The following is a 19,327-nucleotide window of genomic DNA, read 5'->3' on the forward strand; positions in this document are numbered from 1 at the left end:
ATTACTGATATTATTTTTCGGGTAGGAGTTCAGCGCTCCAGCAGCATGGGTTGTCGGTGCCAGTACGTGAGTGATCGCCAGAGCCACTCAAAGGGGCCAAAGCGAAAAAAACGGAGCCAGAGGGCCGAAAAAAAGAGTTGAAACAGCCAGACGGCGGCCACGACGTAGTAGAGTTCGTGCAGCGCCAGTTTGCCGAAGTACCCAAAGCCGTATCCGTAGAAAATCAGTGTGCAGATGATACTCTGCATAAGGTAGTTTGTAAACGCCATTTGTCCAACGTTTGCCAGGGCATTCATGAGCCAGGAAACGATGCCCGATCGGTAAATCAACAGGAGTAAGCTTGCGTGGCCGAGCGCCGAGGCAGCCCGCCGGATATGGTAGAAAGCCTGAAACGGAAACGTATCCGCATCGAGCACATTGCCGGGATTAGTAAACCAAGCCACACCGTTCCAGAAGCTGAACCAGCCGAGCGTCAGGCCAACACCGTAGCCAGCCAGCAACGTGATCACGTACGTTTGGGTACGCAGTTTGTTGGAGAAAAACCCCCACTTGAACAGCGCCATCCCCAGAAACATCAGCGCCCAGGCATCCCAGACGTAACTCTGGTAGAATTTGGTCGATTCAAGTTTGGTGTTGAGCGGCAGGTAATTAGTAAAGATGGCTTCATAGCTGCCTTCCTGCATGGTTTTGTTGATCTCTTGTTCTTTCTTAGGGTCGTATTTGGTGTTTTTTTCTACGGATAGCCAGGCTTCTTTCGCTTTCTTCTGCTCGGCGGTCAACGGTTTTTTTTGTTTTTCGAGCTGAAGGGCGGCAAGATACCCTTCGCGTTTTTCTTTGGTTTCCATGGTTCGAAAAAAGCCCTTTGCACCCAACACTGCCACGCAGAAAAATGCGATCAGCAGGTACGTCCGGGCTTTCATTTTCCGAAAGGGAAACAAAAACAGGCCGCAAATTCCGTAGGTATACAGGATGTCGCCCGGCCAGAGAAGCACAAAAGCGTTGAAAACACCGAACAAAATGAGCCAAAACAACCGGCGGTAATAATAATCGGCCATGCCGTAGCCATCGGCCAGCGTGTCTTTTTTGGCCATGAACAACAACATTCCGGCACCGAACAGCATGGAAAACAACCCCCGCATGGTACCTTCAAACAGCACCGAAACAACCAGGAACGTCTTGAAATCGGCGGAATCGGCCGGGGCGGTGAAAAACCGGGGCGTGGCTGTATGCGAGATGCCGAAGAAGGGCATGTTCATCATCAGAATGCCGAGCAGGGCAAACCCCCGAATGATATCGATGGTTTGAATTCGCTCCACTTTGGCTACGGGCCGGGCTGATTCGCTGGCCGGCAGAACCTCAAAAGAGACGGGAGAAGTAGAAATTGCATCCATGAGCGAATTGTGTAGGTTAAAGAAGATTGTTTTGATTTGAAAAGGCCAGAGGATAAGTTTACTCCCGGATCGGAAAACAACGCAGACTGAAAGGGCATTTTTATTGTTTACTATCCGTAATGTATCGAGTTATACGCTGTAAATCAAAACGTTTTATTAAACGGAAGTTTTGAAAGGTTGCACCATTATCCTATGAAAACCAATCTATTTATCGTTCTCACGCTGGCCGGTTTAGGCTTATTTTCATCGGCGCAGGCTCAGAAAAATGTCCGGCTGCAAGGCAATGTTAGCGGGCTGGGAACGACCACGATTTACCTGAAGAAAACGGATAATTCCAACAGCCGTCCGGTGCTGGTTGACTCGACCCGGGCCGTCGATGGAAAGTTTACGTTCAGCCGCAGTATTCCCGAAGTCGATTTTTACAACGTGGTGGCTGCGGGTTTGCCGGGGCAGGTGCAATTTATCTGGGATGGTGATCTGACCTTGGAAGGAACCCGGGATGCATTTCGGGAGGCTGAAATCAAAGGGTCTCCGCTGACCGCTAGCTGGCTGAAATTCCAGAATGACGTGGATCGACCCTACCGCGATATTCTGATGGATTTGTACAACGAGCGTCAACGATCGAACAGCGACACGGCGGTGGCCAACCGGGTGGCTCGCGAAGAAAAGCGGTTGAAGCAGGAACAGATTCAGAAAGTGGCGCAGCAGATCCGCGCTGAACCAAATTCGCAGTTGAGTCTTTATTTGCTGAATTGGTACTGGATGCAGTTTCCCAAAGCCGAAGCCCGCGCCATGTACAACCAGCTAAATGCTTCGCTCAAAACTCACTCGCTGGCGAAGCGGTTACAAAATCAGTTGAAATAGGACCTCATGCAAGGTTTTCAGACGCGGAATGGTCTCACTCGTCTGCTGTATGGTTTGTTGCTGGTGGTAGGGCCAGGCTGTTGGGTCGGTTGTCGGGTTCAGTCGCCCCAGGGCATTATGGAGCCGGATTTTTACCGGATTTTGCAGAAAACACAACCGGGTCTGAAAGGCAGGGACGTCTATGTGGTGGATTCGGGCGACTCGCTGGAACTCGTCTTCCCGCAAACGGATCATCGTCGGGTCGTGCGCTCGCCGGACTATAAAACGTGGACGTTCCGGCGCACGGAGGTTGACGTGGATGTTTTTACCATTCCTTTCAAGATCAGGCCCGCCCGGGCACACCTTCCTGCCCAGCTGAACTCCAACTTTAATGCGGCCCTGTACGTGGGCCGCCGGACGGATTTGTACAATTACCGCTGGAAAACCGTCAGTCCTTCATTTGCGGTTCGTCAGCTGCAAAGCCGGGGGTTTGGTTACGGTTTGTTTGCCGGGATTGGCTCTACGTCCATCAGTGATTTTGTTTTGCGTCGCCCCATCGGGGTGGAGTATGAGGGGGTGGTGCTGGATGCCGGTGTGGCTGCTATTTACGATGCCCGGGTGTTCAATGTCGGGATTGCATTGGGCGTGGACCACCTACTGGATGTGAACCGGCGCAACTGGATTTACCAGCAACGACCGTGGTTTGGCGTCTTGTTTGGTCTGAACCTGAATTAAGCGGAATGCATCCAGCAAAAGGGCACCGATTGCGTCATTTTGTGGCCGGTTGCTCAATCGATCGCCGTTGTTTCATCGCATCCGGGCTAGTTTTAGGGCTTCATTCATTCTATTCATACCACCGCTTATGAATGTTGCCTGGCTCCGAATTAGGTTAGTATTATTGCTTCAGCTCTCAGCTTTCGCGGTTTTTTCTCAATCACAGCAACTTACGCTGGCAACGTATACGTACGCCGATAATAACCGTTTGGGTAATATTCAGCCATTGGCCGAGGTGCTGAGTCAGCGGTTGGGGATGACGGTGCAGACAAAAAGTTACGCAAATGTGGCGGCTTTCATCAGCGGTCTCGAAGCAGGAGAGGTGGATATTGCCCTCATCAGTACGTTTGGGTACTTGCTGATGATCAACCGAAATGCCAGCCCGTACACGCCGGTGGCGGCCTTGCAGGTGCCTCCCGACGTAAGCGATAATTACAAAACCGCCCTCGTTGCCCACGCATCGCTGCCGATTACCCGGATTGCGGATCTGAAGGGCCAAGCTGCTCAATATCGGATGACGTTTGTCAGCGAGACTTCCACGTCCGGTAACCTGATTCCGCGCGCTCTTTTATACGCCAACGGCCTGACGCAGCCCGAGCAGCAATTCAAAAGCGTGTCGTACAGCAAAACGCACGCCAACGGGTTGCGCCAAGTGCTGGATGGAAACGTCGATCTGGCGGCCTTCGGCAGTGAAGAATATTACAAAGCCGTCAGGAACGATCCGACGTTGCAGAAGCAGGTCAAATTGGTCTGGGAGTCGGGCGAAATTCCGCTGGGACCGGCTTTGTTGAAAAGTTCGCTGGCTCCATCGTTGCAAAAAAAGATTACCGACATTTTACTGAGCCTGCACGCTGAAACGCCCGACGCACTGGCGGCACTCCGTTCGGGCTGGTCAGAAGCCCGGCAAGCGGAGAGATTTACGCCCATCAACCGCGCTTTTTATCAATCATACCAGCAACAGATTGGTGCTCCGAAGGAGTTGATCGAACAGTTTGCGAGTCTGATTCGCTGAGTCAGGCCAGCGGAATGCCCGCTTCGGTGGCTTGGCTGATGACGTATTTCCGCGCTTCGTCGTATTCTTCCGGAGTGCGCAGGTGTTCGAGCAGAAACGGTGTTTGCTGCGGCAGGGCGGTGACATTTCGGATGTACGTACGGTAATCGAGCGCTCCGCGTCCCGGCATGGTTTCGGCAAAATGAACATCTTTACCATGTACATCTTTGGCGTGTACCGATACAATCCAGCGACCTAGTTTTCGGAAGGTGTCGTTGATGAGTTTCGGATTCTGGTAAAACCGTTCGGGCGTGTTGATGATATTGGCAATGTCGATATGAGCCGCAAACGCCGGTCGGTCGATGGCTTTGATGAATTTCAGGTATGAATCCGGGCCGTCGGGTAGGCTCCAGCCCATCATTTCCAGCGCAAATTTGGCGTTTTTAGGTTTTACAGCATCAATTACCTTCCGGCAGTTTTCGACTGTAGCATCAAAATACTCCCTGGATACATTCCGGGCATCCGGCCCATCCCATTGCTTCGGATTGTAAGAACCGCCAATATTAACACAGGTTAGCGCCCCAATTTCGTCGGCCAGCGCCAGCCGTTCCGATACGTACGTCATGTTTTTCTGCCGCTTGCTGGCATCTTGTTCCAGCATATTGACCCAGGCACCCACCTCGGCAATAATTACGTTCTGAGCCGCAAACGCTTTTCGAATCGCTTCTATTTTAGCCGTATCCTTTATGTCAACCGCCGGCACATAGGCCGAGCTGTACTGCAAACGCCGGTGTTCCCGCGCCAGGGCTTCCGGATCATCGCTTTTCAGGAAAATGGGACCGCCCAGCCGCAACGGTTTTGGCACTGCGCTGAACGCGGGAAGAGACGGGGTGAACAGGCTTCCGGCCAGCAGGGCTGACGTTTGTAAAAAAGCGCGACGGGATGACGGTTTCACGGCGGTTTGGCGTTCAATCGGTTTTTCAAAGCTACACTTTTCTACGTGACGCTATGGATTTTGCGCCGGAAAACGTTGCGGACCGATTGAAAGTATGCCGGAAAGATTTTGCAAATGCGAAAAACTGTCTACTTTTGCATCATTGTTGCATTTGCATTATAGTTGCATTTAAAAGAGCAGAAATGAAAACCGTTTTTTACAAACTTGCCTTTACGCTGGGCGTGGTAGTAGCCCTGACAGCGTGCCAGAAAGAAGAAAACCCAACGCCGGGAGAAGTTGCCAGTGAATTCAAACACGTTCGCTTACTGGTTTCGGATGGCACCAGCAACCAACTGACGCAGGTGACGCCCGCCGGTGGGGCCGTTACGACCTTTGAGGGACAGTATCCTAATGCTACCTTATACACAACGGCTTCCGGACGGTTTGCGGCTTTGCTGTACGGGTCTCAAAATTTTGTGCAATTCTTCGATAGTGGACTGGAATACCACGGCGATCATGTCGATGTGAAGGGCACGCCCAAGTTTGCCGCCATCACCAGTGACCGGCCTAAACCGACTCACTTTAAAACGCGAGGCAATGAGTCGCTGATTTTTAACGATGGTGATGGAACCCTGAGTGCGGCCAATGAAGCTGATTTTCATACAGCGGGTGCCAAGATGAAGGTAATTAATGCCGGTTTGACGGCGCACCACGGAGCGATGGCTAAATTTGACAACGGGACCTACGCCGTTACGTTTGTGGATGCCGCGTCGAAATTGTCGGGGCCGCATGGGGTAAAAATCATTGATGCTACCGGAAAAGAGCTATTTGCCTCGAAACTGGCGGTGAGCCGTCTGCACGGCAATGCCACCGACGGTACGAATGCCGTTTTTGGTGTGGCTGGTGGCGCGCTGGTAGTAACCCAAAACGGCGATCAACGCCTGATTCCCAATCCAGACGGTTTTGGTGATATTCGTTTGGGAACGATCCTGGAAGCCGCTGGTGTTAAGAAATTCGTTGGCTTTGTTGCGACCAAAGGTGCTTATTTTGTGGATGTTACAGGCAACAAAATTACGCCGATTTACGAAGGAACGGACGTGATGCAGTGTAAAGTGGACCGGGCCGGAAAGAATCTGTTGTTGCTGCTGACCGACGGAACCCTGAAAGTATACGATTTGTCGACGGGCAGTCTGAAAAAGCAGGGCAGCGTGATTGGCGCTACACCGTCGACCGACACGTTCAAGCCGGTGCTGGAGGCCACGGAAAAATACGCTTACATTGCGCTACCAACGGCCGGAGAAGTGCATCAGGTCAACTTGGCGGACTTTGCTCAGATTACCAAACATAAAGTCTCGGCACAACCTACGCGGCTGGTCATTCTAGGCTTCGAAACCGACGAGTCACATTAAAACCGTACGCAACGGCATCCGGCCATTCTTGGGAAACAATCTGTTTCGTTTGAGAATGGCCGGACGTGCTAAAAACCGTTCTCAATTGATTAGCTAATCCGGCTCCAGTTTGTTTCACCTTCCCGCTGTAGTTCCACCTGATTGCGGATGGGGGCGTTCTGGGGCAAAATTAATTCCGGATCTTCCTCCAGAATGCGCTGGGCCGATTCGCGGGCGGCCGTCAAAATCGCTCCGTCTTTGGCAAGGTCGGCCAACACCAGATCGGCAATTCCGCTTTGCTGGGTTCCGGAAAGATCGCCGGGACCGCGGAGTTGTAAATCCACGTCAGCAATTTCAAAACCGTTGTTGGTCTTCACCAGGGTCTCGATGCGGGTGCGGGTTTCTTTACTGAGTTTATAACCCGTCATCAGAACGCAGTACGATTGCTCGGCGCCCCGCCCGACGCGCCCCCGCAGCTGGTGTAGCTGGGCCAGTCCAAACCGCTCGGCACTTTCTACAACCATCACGCTGGCATTCGGTACGTTCACGCCCACCTCAATAACCGTTGTAGCCACCATAATTTTGGTTTCGCCCTTCACAAACCGTTCCATCTCAAAATCCTTGTCGTAACCGGTCATTTTGCCGTGTAAGACGCCAATAGGATACTGCGGAAAGGCCCGGACGATGCTTTCGTAGCCGTCCATCAGGTCCTTGAAATCCAGCTTTTCCGATTCTTCGATCAACGGATATACCACGTAAACCTGCCGTCCCTGCTCGATTTGCTGCCGGATAAACCCAAAAACTTCCAGGCGGTGGGTATCATAACGGTGAACGGTTTTAATCGGTTTGCGACCCGCCGGAAGTTCGTCGATAATGGACAAATCGAGGTTGCCGTAAAGCGTCATGGCCAGCGTTCGCGGGATGGGCGTGGCCGTCATGACCATCATATGTGGGTAAATTTCCTGGTTCTTGTTCCAGAGCCGGGCGCGCTGTGCCACACCAAAACGGTGTTGCTCATCAATGATGCACAGGCCGAGGTTCTTGAACTGAACCGCATCTTCCAACAGCGCGTGCGTTCCAACGATGATGTGCATCATGCCGCTCTGCAACTGTTCGTGAATGATTCGGCGTCCTTTGGTGCGGGTCGAACCCGTCAGCCGCCCGATGTTCAGGCCCAGTTGATCGGCAAAAACCTTTAAACCGTAGTAATGCTGGTCGGCCAGAATTTCGGTGGGGGCCATGATACAGGCCTGTGCACCATTATCGATGGCCATGAGCATCGTAATGAATGCCACGATGGTTTTCCCGCTTCCAACATCGCCCTGCAACAGCCGGTTCATCTGATCACCGCTGACCAGATCGCCGTGGATTTCGCGCAGAACCCGTTTCTGGGCATTGGTCAGCGGAAAGGGGATGAATTCCTTGTAAAACCGGTTCAACAGGCTCATGCTCCGGAAAACTTGCCCCGGATATACGGTTTTGTGAACCAGCTTATTTTTGATCAGCCGCAGCTGATTGTAAAACAACTCCTCGAACTTTAGCCGCCGTTCGGCCTGCTTGAGCCAGGCCTGACTTTGGGGCAGGTGAATATTTTCGATGGCATCGGCTTTTGAAATCAGCCGGTATTGTTCGATCAGCGTGTTGGGTAAGGTCTCGTGAATGTGCGGATAAGCCAATTCGAGCAACTGGCGCATGGTGCGCGCAATCAATTTGCTATCCACCCGCATCCGACGCAGCTTTTCGGTCAGGTTATAAACGGGATGAAACGTGCTATTCTGTTCGCTTTCCGGCGTCAGCGGGTCCAGCTCCGGGTGCGTGATGCTGTAGGTTGATCCAAACGCGATGGCTTTGCCGTAGGCGACATATTCGGCACCGGGGCGCAAAAATTTCTCAAAATGCGTAATGCCCTGAAACCAGACCAGGTCCATTGAACCGGTATGGTCGGTAAAGGTGGCTACCAGCCGTTTCTTAGGCCCTTCGCCGACTATCGTCCAGTCCCGAACGCGACCGATCACCTGAACGGCCGGAAGCGTGTCAGACAGTTCGGCGATGGTATAAAAGCGGGTACGGTCTTCGTGCCGGAACGGGTAATACTGAAGCAGGTCCCGGTAGGTGAAAATACTAAGCTCAGTATTGAACAACGCTGCCCGTTGGGGTCCAACACCTTTCAAATACTCAATTTTTGTGTCGAAAAACGTGATGCGCTCCGTCATACCCTCTATATGTAAACCATTCCGTTTCGGCGAAGTGGCTTTACTGTCAGTTCTTCAGATTGATCAAAACTACAAATTTTCTTAAAAGATACGCTTATTCGGGCGTTTTGCTACCCCTGGAAGGTCAAAAAGTAGGCTAGTTGGGTGTCGGTTTCCAAAAAATGTATGGGTGATTTTAAACAAAATTCCGACAATGGCTTGCTTTTTGTGCGTATCTGTTCAGGACAGCCTGTGTTCTATGACTCAACGTACTACTTTCCTTCTTCTCTTTTTTCTGCTTGGTATAAAGGGCTGGCTATCAGCATCTCATATTACCGGCGGCAATGTTCGGCTAACCGCTAAGCCCGCACCGGGTTATTATACGCTCTCACTGGATTTATTCATTGACGAACAGAATAGTCAGGTAGGTGATATCAAACCGTCGCTCAAACTCGCGATCTACCGTCGGCGGGATAACCTGAAAATGGGCGAATTTGAGTTGCCGTTTCTCACTCAGAAACCGCTGACGGCTTCCAACCAGGCCTGCGCCATGCTGCGGCCCCTGAAACTGAGCGAAGTGATTTATAGCCAGGATATTGAACTGTCGCTGGACCGCTTCGACGATCCGGGCGGTTATTACGTGGTTCACGGCGTTTGTTGCCGCAGCGGTGCCATCGATAACATTACGCAGGCCGACGAGTCCGGAATGGTGTTCTACCTGGATTTCCCGGCCCCTAAAACAACCCTTAACTCCTCGCCCCAGTTTTCGGTGCCCACGGGCGAATATGCCTGCAAAGGTCAACCATTCACGTTTAGCTTCAAAGCAACTGATGCCGATGGCGATCAGTTGAAGTATTCGCTGGTGACACCCTACAAAGGATTTACGGACCAAGGTCTTGCTTATGACAACCGCCCCAGTTCGGCTTATCCAACAGTAGGCTGGGGCTCGGGTTTCAGTGCAGAAAATGCCGTTCCCGGCACCCCTGGTCTGCGCATCGATGCAGCAACGGGCGAGTTGAGCGTAACAGCTAGTCAGGTTGGCTTATTTGCTTTTGCGGTTTTGTGCGAGGAATTCCGAAATGGTCAACGGATTGGCTCGGTTCGGCGCGATTTCCAGCTAGCCGTTGTTGACTGCCCCACCAATACCCCTCCGGCTCCCGTTATTTCGCTCGAAAAAGCACCTGAGAAAGCTAAAATCGGGCGGGCGGCTAACGGAACCGTCACCAGTGTTTCGGCCTGCCAGGGGCAAACCATTTCGCTGAAAACCGAGTCATCGGCGGAGTGGACATTTCAGTGGCAACGCGACGGCCTGGATCTGGCTGGCGATACAACCGCCAGCCTGGTCGTCAACGAATCGGGAAATTATACGGTTATCAAGAAATTCCGCAAAACCTGTGGCAAGCCAAGCCCGGCGCAGACGAGCGTCAAGGTGGATTTGATGACAGCCGAGCAACTGAAAGTAACCGCAAGTGGCCCCACCACCTTCTGTGCCGGACAAACCGTACTGCTGAAAGCTCCCGAAGGTGATTACACCTACGCTTGGTTTCGGGATGACCGGGTACTGCCGGGAGCCAACGTTTTTTCGTACCAACCCCGCGAAACGGGCGAGTACAAGGTTCAGATAACCAGCTCGTCGACCGGCTGTGTGATCACCGACAGTATGGTGGTAAAAGTTCATCCCAACCCCCAGGCTTTGATTCAGCCACCGGCGCTAACAACGGCCTGTCTGGGCGATACAATCCGGCTGAATGCGGTTGCCCGCCCAACCTATATGTACCAATGGACAAACATGGGGAATGTATTGTCGGAAAAAAGGGCTTTGCTGGCGGTAACGCAGTCGGGTCAGTATGGGCTGACGGTCACCGATACCAACCAGTGTCAGGCAGTGGCCGATGAAGTGCTGCTGGATTTTAAGACTACGCCGGGCGTTACCATGGCTTCATTACCGTCGGTTTGTGAAAATGCCGCCGAACGCTTACCCCTGTTGGCCGAACCGGCTGGAGGATCTTTTACCGGTATTGGCCGGGCGGCTGGTGCCGTGAACGGTGCTGAGTTTGATCCGGCTAAGGCGGGCCCTGGCCAGTTTGTGATCACATATACGCTTGCCATGCCCGGAAATGCTTGTCCGGGACGGGCGCAGCAGGTTGTAACGGTTCTTCCAGCGCCGGTTATTGCTGTGACCGATGCAACGATTCGGCGGGGCAGCGAAGTTCAATTGAATAAGAACAGCGTGGATTCGTTGAACTATGATTGGTCACCTTCCGTGGGTCTAAGCAGTTCGGTGATCGCGCAGCCTTACGCCAGCCCCGATACTACCACCACGTACCACGTGCGGGTTACATCGCCCCAGGGGTGTCAGTTTACGGCCCAGTTGACTGTAACGGTTACAACTGCGCTTTACATACCGGATGCGTTTACACCCAATCACGACGGTTTGAACGATAACTGGGTGATTCGCGGAATTGAGAATTATCCCGATTGTCGGGTGGAAGTCTATAACCGTTGGGGGAATCCCGTATTTGTTTCCAAGGGCTACGCGGAACCGTGGGATGGCCGCAGCCAAGGGCAGGATGTTCCACCAGCGATGTATCATTACGTGATCAAACCCGGTGATTCACAACCGCAGCGAAGCGGTAGCCTGCTGATTACCCGATAAACTGTACCCGGAGGATAGGCAGGCCGAATGGCTGAACCAATTTTTGTTTAGCTTTTCTTCAACAAATTTGCGCTTTTCCTATTCAATGGGTTTATGGATTGCCGATGATTGCCGATTTTTGATCCTTCATTGGATGACAAAACCGGATCGTATGGAAAGACCGTATACCCAATCTGACCGAAAGCCAACGGTGTTGCTGGTGGATGACGATGAGGAAGATCGGATGCTGATGCGCATGGCCCTGGAGTCGATGGAAATGACGGCTCTTATTCAGGAGTTTCCGAGCGGAGAGCAACTACTGGATTTTATGCAGCAGGAAACCAGCGGTCCGGTGCCCACCGTGGCATTATCGTGGATTGTTATTCTGGATAAATACATGCCCGGGCTCAACGGGTTTGATACCTTGCGGGAAATCAAGGCGAACCCGGCCTGGCAACGTATTCCGATTGTATTATTTGTCAATACCCAGAACCAGGGAGAAATGGAATTATGCGTCGATCTGGGTGCTACGGTTTGTGTCAGTAAGCCCCTGTATTTTGAAGAAATCAAGGAGCTACTGCGCGAAGTTTACCAACACTGGCAGGCTTCCGTATCAATTTCGTAGGTCAACGATTGCTCATTCTAGCAACCGCACTTCAACCCGACGGTTTTTTCGTTTATTTTCCTCCGTATCATTGGCCGCGATAGGGCGCGTATGGCCGTACCCTTTATGACGCAGCCGGCTTTCCGAAATACCGTTGGTAATCAGATAGGATGTAATGACCCGGGCCCGGTTTTCGGAGAGCGCCAGATTCAGGCGGGGATCACCCACATTGTCGGTATGGCCCGCAATTTCAATCTTCACTTCCGGGCGATTTTTGAGCAAGTTTACCAGTTGGTTGAGCTGCGTATAGGACTCCGGACGGAGCATATAACTGCTCTGGTCAAAATAAACATTGTTGAGTGTAACGGTTTTACCCGAAGTCAGTGCGGAAAGGTCTGAGCTGGCGGGGGCGGGTGCTGCGGGTTTGGGTACCGGATTGGCAGCCGGTGGGGGCGCTGTTGCCGGAGCCGGGTTGGTGGGAGCCGGTACAGGGGCAGTTGCTACGGGGGGAGCCGCTGTGGGTTCCGGACGCGTAGTGGCTGGTGGTGTGGCTGCCTGCGGGGCAGATTCCGTTGGGGTGGACTCCTGAGTAGCAACCGGATTCTGGAAGCGCTGCAAGGGAATGGTAATGTCGTGCTGCTCTTTTACATCGACCGTGTAAGTGTATGGCTGATAGCCCGGTGTTTCGACCACAAACTGTATCTTTTGGCCAAATTCAGCCAGAAAGGTAAATTTTCCTTCGCGGGGCGGGCCGGTCATGATCACGCGTCGACCGTCAAAATCCTGAACCTGAACATTGAGCTTCTGCCGGATGAGCTGCTTGGTTTCGTAATCGATAACCGTGACATTAACGGGCGATTCACTCGAAACCTCCCGATCCATGGTCAATACGATAACCTGCTGGCTCTGATTTGGATCGAAGACGCGATCCAGGCGCAGTACTCTCTGGGCGGGGCGGTATCCGGCCTGGGTTGCATCAAGACGGAAAACGCTTCCGGCCGGGAGGGCAACCGTATAAGAACCGGACCGTAAGGTGCCCCGTTGCACTTTTTTTGTTTTTTCGTTGGTGATGGTCAGCGTTGCCGGCACCGGTTGCCCGTTGCGGTTTTTGGTTTCAATTCGGACAGTGTATTCTTCGACCGGATTGTTCTGGCCGGTACAAACCGCTGCCTGTAAATACAGAAGCAACGAAATCATAAAAACGGTCAAACGCTTCATGGGCTGGGTTACTACGGTTTCCGGCGCAAACTAGCCAGGGCTAACCCGGCATAAATGTCTGCCCCGCGCGGTCGCAGCTGATTCGAATTACTGCCAATCATCCCGAACAAATTATCCGTACCGAGAAAAACCGGTCCAAGCCGGATGGAGGCACCTGCAACGAATGAATTATTGATCAGAGTCAGCGGAATGGACACGCCCAGGGTTGAGGTTTCCAGCCGGGGAGCGACCGAAACCAGCGAAGGCTGGCGGATGGAAATGGCGTTGCTGGAGCGTAAGTTCTGTAATACCGTACCGGTTAGGTAGAAGCCCCGGCCAACATAAATGTCGGCATTGACGGAAAGGGCTGCAGGCAGGCCCGACGTAAACTGACCGGTGTTGTTGGCTTCGGTTAAGTTAAGTTCATCCCGGATTACGTTGGCAATGCTTTCGCTACCGGTAACTTTTTTGAAATCGTCCGAAGTGAATTGCTGATCCGTCGTATTGATGACGTAATGTTGCACGTAAGGGCTGTTGCGGTATCGAATAGCACCCAGATCCGTTAACGCTACGCCCAGGCGGAGTGCGTATGCATCCGGGTTATCGCTTGATTTAAGCTGGTAGGAAAAACCGACATCCGCACCCCAGCCCCGACCCGGATTGCTGCCGTCGAAAAACCGGCGTATGGAAACTGCCGACCGCTCCATATCCTGCAAATACGTGGTGTAACCCAGTTCTGCATTGAGCTGGTCTACTTGTAGATAATAATTATTAGGCAGGTTCTGATCCGCCAGGACACGGTAGGAAAGGCCATTGTTCCTCATAAAACCAGCCGTGATTCCCTGCAATCTTTTCACCGTAACCCCAATCGAAAGTTGCTGATCATCGTCTTGGATGAGCGTTCCGGCCAGGGTTAGACCAACTTCTGCGTACGTATTGGTGTTGATATTGAATTGGTTATCCTGACTCGGGATATTATAGAGCCGTTCGTCCTGCAGCCCCGCGCGGACCACCGAAAGGAGTGATTCGGAGGTATTGTTAAACTGAGCAGCCGCGCGTAACCGGGTTGTCAGACCCACTGCAAACCCATCGCCCATCCGAACCATCAGCGAAGGGCCCCGGAAATCCGTCCAGGCCGACCCGGACTTGGATTTGCCGTTGGAGTCTTCGCCCAGGTATTCGGGCTGGAACAAAACCGCGCCGTCGGCCAGCCTATACTGATCAGGTACCCGGTTCAGTACGAGTGAGGTAAGCGAAAACGGTGCCTGATAGCGGAAATAATCGTTGTTGATGTGGGCATTTGCAGCCCCCAGATTCAGGTAAAAACCGTATCGGGAGTCGGTTGCAAAAGCGGGATTGAGGTAAAGACTTTGCGTGCCCCCGTACGGGCTGGGAGCTATTCCCAGAAAGTTCTGGGCAACCGCGGATGTTGTAAGCAGACAGAATAATACTAAACGCAGAAAGCGCAAACCCATAAGCCAGAAATTAAAGGATGGAATGATGAATGATAAACAATGACGTTACAGCCGCACGGGCGTGCATCCGATCATCAATCGTTCATCATCCATCATGTATTCCTTAAACGCCTTCGGCCTCGACTTGTTTTACGTCGGGGACTAATCGCGTCAGGAGATTTTCAATTCCGGCCTTCAACGTCAGCGTTGATGAAGGGCAGCCGCTGCACGAACCCTGTAGTAACACTTTTACCGTACCGCTTTCGTCATCGAACGAGTGAAAGCTGATGGCTCCCCCATCAGACTCAACGGCGGGGCGGATGTACTGGTCGAGTACGGATTTTATTTTCTGAATTGTGGGCGAATCGGCTTCTACTTTCGTGGTGTTGGAGTCGATGGTTTGCTTTGCAAATACCGGTTTCTGATCGTTGAAATACGACCGGATGAACTGTTTTACTTCAAACAACACCTCTTCCCACTCGGTTTCCTCGTCTTTCGTAACCGTGATAAAGTTGCTGGCAATGAATACCCGCTTCACAAAGTCGAAGCCAAATAAAGCAACGACCAGCGGAGAATCTTTTCCGGTGATGAGCGCTTCGGATGCGTCGGCATAATCAAAGGAGAGCCCTTCTGGAACCAGGGGAAAGTTCACCACGAACTTCATCGAGTTGGGATTCGGGCTGCTTTCGGTATACAGCGATACCGGCGGATATAGCGTCGTCGTCATTTCTTTAATCAATGAGTAGTCCTGATAAAGGTTGATATAACCTCGTACCGGGAGAACAGCAGCGGGCTTGGATTAGTTTGCGGATATGAAAAAACCTGCCTGGCATCAGCCAGGCAGGTTTGCTATCACTTTGATTGTTTCGTTGGAAATAATCAAAAAGCTTATTCAGCCGCTACGGTTTCAACCGGAGCTACTTCAACCGCGGATGGGCCAGCAGCGATGATGCTCACGAACGAACGACCGCCTTTACCTTTACGGAATTGAACCTGGCCATCCACCAACGCAAACAGCGTATGGTCTTTGCCAATGCCAACGTTTTTGTCGGGGTGATGTTTGGTGCCACGCTGACGAACGATGATGTTACCGGCAATGGCTGCTTGACCACCGAAAAGCTTAACGCCCAGGCGTTTGCTGATCGAGTCGCGACCGTTCTTGGAACTACCTACACCTTTCTTGTGTGCCATTTTGTTAGAAAGTTTACGGTTTACGGTTTATGGTTTACAGTTTATCGTTAGCTATGCATTCGTGATAAGCGCATGTCAACTAACCGAAAACCGTAGACGGTATACCGTAAACGATTTTATACTGTAATATCTTCGATTAATACTTTGGTCAGATACTGACGGTGGCCATTTTTCTTTTTGTAGCCTTTCCGACGTTTCTTTTTAAAGACGATCACTTTCTCGCCTTTCAGGTGCTCCAGAATTTTGCCTGAAACCTGGGCGCCAGCGACGGTCGGGGCACCTACCGAAATAGTACCGTCATTATCGACAAGTAACACCTTGTCGAACACAAGTGCAGCGTCCGTGTCGCCTTCCAACCGGTGGGTGTAGACGTAACGGCCCTTCTCAACTTTAAATTGCTGCCCTGCGATCTCTACGATTGCGTACATGATTGATACAAAAAAAGTTATTTCCAGAAATGAGGTGCAAATATAGCGGTTTTAGTTTGAAAAAAGAAACCCGAACCTTCTATTCTGTTGAAATGTTATTTTGCTGGAGAACCGACTGGCTACTTGCCAGTTAGCATGAATTTTGCACGGGTTTCCGGACATAGCGGCCCGCCAGCCCGTAGAACTGGCGAACCGAACTTTACCTTGCCGGAAAAGAAGTGGATGAGGACCGGCCGCGCATTGTTCTACGGAAAGCTTTTTCGACTGATAACGCATCTGATTATGAAAGCATGGATAAGGTTGCTTGCTGTGCTGATGACGGTGGTAGCGGCTGCTTATGTTCCCAGGGCTCGTTCTGACGAGAAAAAGGCATATGCGCTCGGCGACGTTGTGCAGGATTTTAAACTTAAGAATGTTGACGGGCGGCTGGTTTCATTGTCCGACTATAAAAACGGAAAAGGGGTCATCATCGTCTTTACGACCAATCACTGCCCATTTTCGAAGGTTTATGAAGAGCGCCTGATCGCGCTTGACCGTAAATACGCTGCGCAGGGCTTTCCCCTGATTGCCATTCAGCCCAACGATCCGGCGGCCTATACTGAAGATTCGTTCGATAACATGAAAATCCGGGCGAAGGAAAAGAATTATCCGTTTCCGTATCTGGCCGACGAGAGCCAGACGGTGGCCCGCGCCTTTGGGGCCAGCCGTACGCCCGAAATATTTGTTCTGAAAAATGCGGGTGACCGTTTCACGATCGAATACGCGGGAGCCATTGACGACAGTCCCCAGAATGCAGCGACCGTGCGCCGGCGGTTTGTAGAAGAAGCCGTCAACAACCTGCTGGCGGGGCGGCCCGTTGTGACTACAGCTACCCGCGCAATTGGGTGCGCGATCAAATGGAAAGGCATTTAAGGAATCAGGCCTCAAGAATTATAAATTGATGTCTTCCGGAATCTGCTACCACCGGGCCGCCCCGTTTTAATGCTTAACTTCTATTTGGCATTGCTTTTGTCAAACGGTCTTCTACAAACCAATCAATCAGTAATTGCTATGAAAAAGTTAATCACGACGTTCAAACAGGTTCGTATCGTGGCCGGTGCCGCCTTGATTATCACTTCAATGTCGCTGACGGCTTGCCAGAACGACGGTAAAAAGGATTCTCGCACCGAAGATGCCCTGGAAAATACGGGGGAAGCTATTGAAGCTGATGCCGAAGCCGCTGGCGATAAAATGGAAGCAAAAGGTGAAGAAGCGGCTGCCGATTTTCGGGAGGAGCGCGATAAAGCCGTGGCCAACATCAAAGAAGAACAACGCAAACTGGATGCGCGTATTGATGAATTGAAGGCTGATATTCAGCGGGAAGGCGCACAGGCGAAGGAAAAATCACGCGAGAAACTGGCGGATCTCGAAAGGGAGCGCAAAGAGCTGGGCGATGATCTGGACAAGGCGCAAAATGCCACCGCAGCGGCCTGGGGCGATGTAAAGAAAGGATTTAAACGGGCCGGCAAAGAAATTGGCAATGCATTCGACAAAGCTGGTGAAAAGCTGGATAACGATAACCGATAATAAGTAGTTTTCAGTTAGGTAATGCAGTAAAGCCGCTCCAACGTACTGATTGGGGCGGCTTTATTTCTGGGTATATTTTTCCACAAAATTGTTGGCGTAAATTGACAGTGTAAGAGTCGGTGAGCGCGTGCATCGGCGCTTCTGGAAAAAAATCTCGTTGGCTAAAAAAAAACGTTGCGGCCAAACAAGCTGACCCAGTTTCAGTAGTATCAGGAAGACAAAATCAGGAAAGTACATTGATTGTTACATTTACATTGCTGCGGTATCCGCTTCGTAATTGGTACCGGGCTTTTGCCAACATGGGGCGTTGGGTCATGCAACCGTTTCAGGCGGAAGGATTGCGGTTTCAGAAAATGATGGGGTGTGGGAAAAACTTCGGTCTGATGCCGGATTTTTCCGCCTATGTTTTTCTGGGCGTCTGGTCGGACGAGCAAGCGGCTCGCCATTTTTTTGAATCCGAACGCTGGCAGTCGGTCCGCCATGGGGCTATCGAGACGGGTACCCTTTACCTACGGCCAATTCGCTCACACGGGGCTTGGGATGGCCAAAATCCGTTTGAATCTCCGCCTGGTCCACGAACGGCAGATGGGCCGGTAGCCGTGCTGACCCGGGCTACGATCCGGCTGGCGTCCTTACCTGATTTCTGGCGTCACGTTCCGCAGGCACGGGAGCGTTTGAACGCACACGGCAACGAATTGCTGCTGGCGTTGGGCGTTGGCGAAAAACCGTTGATGCAGCAATGTACGGTCAGTGTCTGGGCGGATGAGAAAAGTATCGAACAGTTTGCCTACCGGCAGAGCGGTCATAAGGAGGTTGTCCGGCGGACCCGCGAGCGTCGGTGGTATTCGGAAGAACTGTTTGCCCGTTTTGCAGTGGTAGCACATGAGGGCGTTTTTTTGGGAAAACCGTTGGTTATTCCCGAGCAAACTTCCCCGGTTTCGGCTGCCTGACAGAGGTGTCTACTTGGGCGCCATTCGAATCGCTCCATCCAGCCGGATTACTTCTCCGTTCAGCATCGGGTTTTCAACGATAGCTTTGGCCAGCAGGGCATATTCGTGCGGGCGGCCCAGTCGCGACGGAAACGGAACTTGCTGCCCGAGCGATAGGCGGGCCTCTTCGGGTAGTCCCTGCAACAGGGGTGTCTCGAACAAGCCGGGTGCAATGGTCATCACCCGAATGCCGGTTTTGGCCAGATCCCGGGCCACCGGAAGCGTCAGACTGGCGATAGCGCCTTTGGAGGCTGCGTAGGCCGCCTGCCCGATCTGCCCGTCGTAAGCTGCAACGGAAGCCGTGTTGATGATGAGGCCGCGTTCCCCTTCCTCATTGGGGTCGTTTTTTTCCATTGCAAAAGCCGCCAGCCGGATCACATTGAATGTGCCGATAAGATTAATTTTAACGGTTTTCTCGAAAGCCTCCAGCGAATGCGGGCCGTAAGTGCCGCCCACTTTGCCCACGGTTTTCCGCGCTTCGGCAATCCCGGCGCAGTTGACAGCGATCCGAAGGCTCCCGAACTCCTGAAGGGCCAGGTCAACCGCAGCCTGGACGTCGGATTCGCTGGTAACGTCGGTGCGCAGGAAACGAATCTGTTCCTGTAATGCCGTGGCCAATGCATTTCCTTTGTCTTCATTGAGATCCAGAATAACAACATTGGCGCCCAGCGAATGAAACAGCCGGACCGTGGCTTCTCCCAGGCCGGAAGCTCCGCCGGTGATCAGCGCTGTTGTGTTGGCAAATTGCAT

Annotated in this window: 18 protein-coding genes; 9 read left to right on the plus strand and 9 right to left on the minus strand. The window is 52.2% G+C overall.

What is annotated here, in order from left to right:
* Positions 1-29 precede the first annotated feature (29 nt).
* On the minus strand, positions 30-1,391 hold the full coding sequence (locus ACYVH9_RS02685; RefSeq protein ID WP_460634748.1) for a DUF418 domain-containing protein: 1,362 nt from the start codon (positions 1,389-1,391) through the stop codon (positions 30-32).
* A 192-nt stretch (positions 1,392-1,583) separates the two neighbouring features.
* Between ACYVH9_RS02685 and ACYVH9_RS02690 the strand changes: the two genes are divergently transcribed.
* The 3 genes from ACYVH9_RS02690 (at position 1,584) to ACYVH9_RS02700 (ending at position 4,020) form a co-directional block, all read left to right on the plus strand.
* Entirely contained in the window at positions 1,584-2,255 is a 672-nt protein-coding gene (locus ACYVH9_RS02690) for a DUF4369 domain-containing protein (protein ID WP_460634749.1), read from the plus strand.
* 6 nt (positions 2,256-2,261) lie between these two features.
* Complete coding sequence (locus tag ACYVH9_RS02695) at positions 2,262-2,969, plus strand: hypothetical protein (protein WP_460634750.1); 708 nt, start codon at positions 2,262-2,264, stop codon at positions 2,967-2,969.
* Between the two features lie 127 nt (positions 2,970-3,096).
* Complete coding sequence (locus tag ACYVH9_RS02700) at positions 3,097-4,020, plus strand: phosphate/phosphite/phosphonate ABC transporter substrate-binding protein (RefSeq protein WP_460634751.1); 924 nt, start codon at positions 3,097-3,099, stop codon at positions 4,018-4,020.
* Position 4,021: 1 nt separating this feature from the next.
* On the opposite strand, the gene ACYVH9_RS02705 is transcribed toward ACYVH9_RS02700, so the two are convergent.
* Positions 4,022-4,954 carry a sugar phosphate isomerase/epimerase family protein gene (locus ACYVH9_RS02705; RefSeq protein WP_460634752.1) on the minus strand — a complete coding sequence of 311 codons (933 nt, stop codon included), beginning with the start codon at positions 4,952-4,954 and terminating at the stop codon, positions 4,022-4,024.
* A gap of 182 nt (positions 4,955-5,136) precedes the next feature.
* Here ACYVH9_RS02705 and ACYVH9_RS02710 point away from each other — a divergent pair, with 182 nt between their 5' ends.
* Positions 5,137-6,342, plus strand: a complete 1,206-nt coding sequence (locus ACYVH9_RS02710; protein WP_460634753.1) for a hypothetical protein — start codon at positions 5,137-5,139, stop codon at positions 6,340-6,342.
* 89 nt (positions 6,343-6,431) lie between these two features.
* Here ACYVH9_RS02710 and recG read toward each other — a convergent pair whose 3' ends face one another.
* A complete protein-coding gene (recG, locus tag ACYVH9_RS02715; RefSeq protein ID WP_460634754.1) occupies positions 6,432-8,534 on the minus strand; it encodes an ATP-dependent DNA helicase RecG in 2,103 nt (700 codons plus the stop codon).
* Positions 8,535-8,772: 238 nt separating this feature from the next.
* On the opposite strand from recG, the gene ACYVH9_RS02720 reads away from it, so the two are divergent.
* Both ACYVH9_RS02720 and ACYVH9_RS02725 read left to right on the plus strand, forming a co-directional pair.
* The gene (locus ACYVH9_RS02720) at positions 8,773-11,169 is read left to right on the plus strand and encodes a gliding motility-associated C-terminal domain-containing protein (protein WP_460634755.1); all 2,397 of its coding nucleotides are present in this window, start codon (positions 8,773-8,775) and stop codon (positions 11,167-11,169) included.
* A 151-nt stretch (positions 11,170-11,320) separates the two neighbouring features.
* Positions 11,321-11,773, plus strand: coding sequence for a response regulator (locus ACYVH9_RS02725; protein ID WP_460634756.1), 453 nt, complete (start codon positions 11,321-11,323; stop codon positions 11,771-11,773).
* A 12-nt stretch (positions 11,774-11,785) separates the two neighbouring features.
* On the opposite strand, the gene ACYVH9_RS02730 is transcribed toward ACYVH9_RS02725, so the two are convergent.
* The 5 genes from ACYVH9_RS02730 to rplU form a co-directional block, all read right to left on the minus strand.
* Entirely contained in the window at positions 11,786-12,970 is a 1,185-nt protein-coding gene (locus ACYVH9_RS02730) for an OmpA family protein (protein ID WP_460634757.1), read from the minus strand.
* 11 nt (positions 12,971-12,981) lie between these two features.
* Positions 12,982-14,424: a DUF5723 family protein gene (locus ACYVH9_RS02735; RefSeq protein ID WP_460634758.1), complete on the minus strand. Its 1,443-nt coding sequence runs from the start codon at positions 14,422-14,424 to the stop codon at positions 12,982-12,984.
* Between the two features lie 103 nt (positions 14,425-14,527).
* Entirely contained in the window at positions 14,528-15,130 is a 603-nt protein-coding gene (locus tag ACYVH9_RS02740; RefSeq protein WP_460634759.1) for a NifU family protein, read from the minus strand.
* 161 nt (positions 15,131-15,291) lie between these two features.
* Complete coding sequence (gene rpmA, locus ACYVH9_RS02745) at positions 15,292-15,594, minus strand: 50S ribosomal protein L27 (protein WP_134030883.1); 303 nt, start codon at positions 15,592-15,594, stop codon at positions 15,292-15,294.
* 116 nt (positions 15,595-15,710) lie between these two features.
* A complete protein-coding gene (rplU, locus tag ACYVH9_RS02750) occupies positions 15,711-16,022 on the minus strand; it encodes a 50S ribosomal protein L21 (protein WP_111626617.1) in 312 nt (103 codons plus the stop codon).
* A 282-nt stretch (positions 16,023-16,304) separates the two neighbouring features.
* On the opposite strand from rplU, the gene ACYVH9_RS02755 reads away from it, so the two are divergent.
* The 3 genes from ACYVH9_RS02755 to ACYVH9_RS02765 all read left to right on the plus strand — a co-directional run bounded on the left by ACYVH9_RS02755 (position 16,305) and on the right by ACYVH9_RS02765 (position 18,538).
* Entirely contained in the window at positions 16,305-16,934 is a 630-nt protein-coding gene (locus ACYVH9_RS02755; RefSeq protein ID WP_460634760.1) for a thioredoxin family protein, read from the plus strand.
* A 138-nt stretch (positions 16,935-17,072) separates the two neighbouring features.
* Positions 17,073-17,588 carry a sll1863 family stress response protein gene (locus ACYVH9_RS02760; protein ID WP_460634761.1) on the plus strand — a complete coding sequence of 172 codons (516 nt, stop codon included), beginning with the start codon at positions 17,073-17,075 and terminating at the stop codon, positions 17,586-17,588.
* A 236-nt stretch (positions 17,589-17,824) separates the two neighbouring features.
* On the plus strand, positions 17,825-18,538 hold the full coding sequence (locus tag ACYVH9_RS02765) for a DUF3291 domain-containing protein (protein ID WP_460634762.1): 714 nt from the start codon (positions 17,825-17,827) through the stop codon (positions 18,536-18,538).
* 9 nt (positions 18,539-18,547) lie between these two features.
* On the opposite strand, the gene ACYVH9_RS02770 is transcribed toward ACYVH9_RS02765, so the two are convergent.
* The gene (locus ACYVH9_RS02770; protein ID WP_460634763.1) at positions 18,548-19,327 is read right to left on the minus strand and encodes a 3-hydroxyacyl-CoA dehydrogenase; all 780 of its coding nucleotides are present in this window, start codon (positions 19,325-19,327) and stop codon (positions 18,548-18,550) included.

This window comes from Larkinella harenae, from assembly GCF_054780515.1.